2 pseudogenes and 1 other annotated feature are annotated in these 1,307 nt (G+C 56.2%); both pseudogenes read right to left on the bottom strand.

Annotated elements, in window-relative coordinates:
- Positions 1-624 (bottom strand): annotated as a pseudogene (gene thrA / locus B3797_RS13970) (bifunctional aspartate kinase/homoserine dehydrogenase I); the annotation flags it as partial.
- 25 nt (positions 625-649) lie between these two features.
- Positions 650-764, bottom strand: a sequence feature (Thr leader region).
- Between the two features lie 205 nt (positions 765-969).
- A pseudogene (locus tag B3797_RS13965) lies at positions 970-1,307 on the bottom strand (tRNA/rRNA methyltransferase); the annotation flags it as partial.

The following is a 1,307-nucleotide window of genomic DNA, read 5'->3' as shown; positions in this document are numbered from 1 at the left end:
GTCAGAGCCGTTGCGCCCCAGCACCACCAGTTCGCCCTTTTCGTTGCCTGCGGTAAAGCCGGCCATCAGGATCATATTTTGCGGCGGGATCTGGCTGGCGGCGATGCGGCGAGTCGATTCGGCGATATCAACGGTGGATTCAAGATAGTGGCCGACGGCCAGCAGCTTCTCTACCGGATCGATGACCGTGACGCCATGCCCGCGCGCCAGCAGCAGCGCTTCCATAATCGCAATTGAGAGCTTTTCGCCGCGGCAGATAATGGCGGCGTTAACGCTGTCAGGGCACTGCCCCAGCAGGCTGATGCCGTGTAGCACCTGTTTTAGCTGGGCGAACTCCAGATCGACGCGGGTTTTCTGTCCCTCATAGTCGAAACCCGGCTGCGCCGCCGCCAGCCCCTGCAGCAGCTCGTCGAAAATGCGCTCGGCGTCGGTGATGTTTGGCAACGCATCCTGACCGCTGATGGTCTTTTCAATCATCGCCACCAGGTGGTTGGTGATCTTTGCAGGTGCAGAGAGTACGGTGGCAACCTGTCCCTGCTGCGCATTACTTTCCAGAATGTCAGCGACGCGAAAAAAACGTTCCGCATTCGCTACCGAGGTCCCACCGAATTTCAGCACTCGCATGTTAAAGCTCTCCTGAATTTATGCCGAAAAAAAAGCCCGCACTGTTGAGGTGCGGGCTTTTTTTTGTTTTTCCTGTATGCGTCAGCCCGCACCGTTACCTGTGGTAATGGTGGTAATAATGGTGGTGTTCAGGCTGGTTGAGTTACGCATTGAGATTTTTTCTGTCTGTCTTTTAGAGTCTGTCTGCCTTCCAGAAGTAAAGCAAAGTGCCGGTTAAGTCAACGAATTTGTCCGACGCCCATTTTATCGCCGCTGCGCACTGCTGCGTGCTGACGGTAAAAACGCTTGCAGAATCGTTTGTCCGACGCGCGCTTTTTACGATCAGCCGCTACCAAAGGCGATTTTTCAGGAAGATTTATCTATAAGTTTTTTTTCTACATCATGCAGCAGGCGATGCAGCATGGCGCTGTCGCGCTGCTCCAGCAGGCCGATGCGCTGATCGATCCAGTCAGCCATCTTGCGATCGTCGCTGACCTCCAGCGTCTGCAACAGCCGTTCAAAGCGTTGACGCAGCGCGTCCAGCTGCTGCGCGTCAGCCTGCGGCGCGGCAGGCGGCGCCACGCGATTGAGCGCGGAGAGCTGATAGCAATAAACCATCACTGCCTGACCGAGGTTAAGCGAGGGATAATCCTGCGCCATGGGGATGCCGGTCAGCAGATCGACCAGATCCAGCTCCTCGTTGG

This window comes from Pantoea sp. UBA5923 (assembly GCF_002431095.1).
Lineage (GTDB): Bacteria > Pseudomonadota > Gammaproteobacteria > Enterobacterales > Enterobacteriaceae > Pantoea > Pantoea piersonii.
This window is presented reverse-complemented; position numbering and strand designations above follow the sequence as displayed.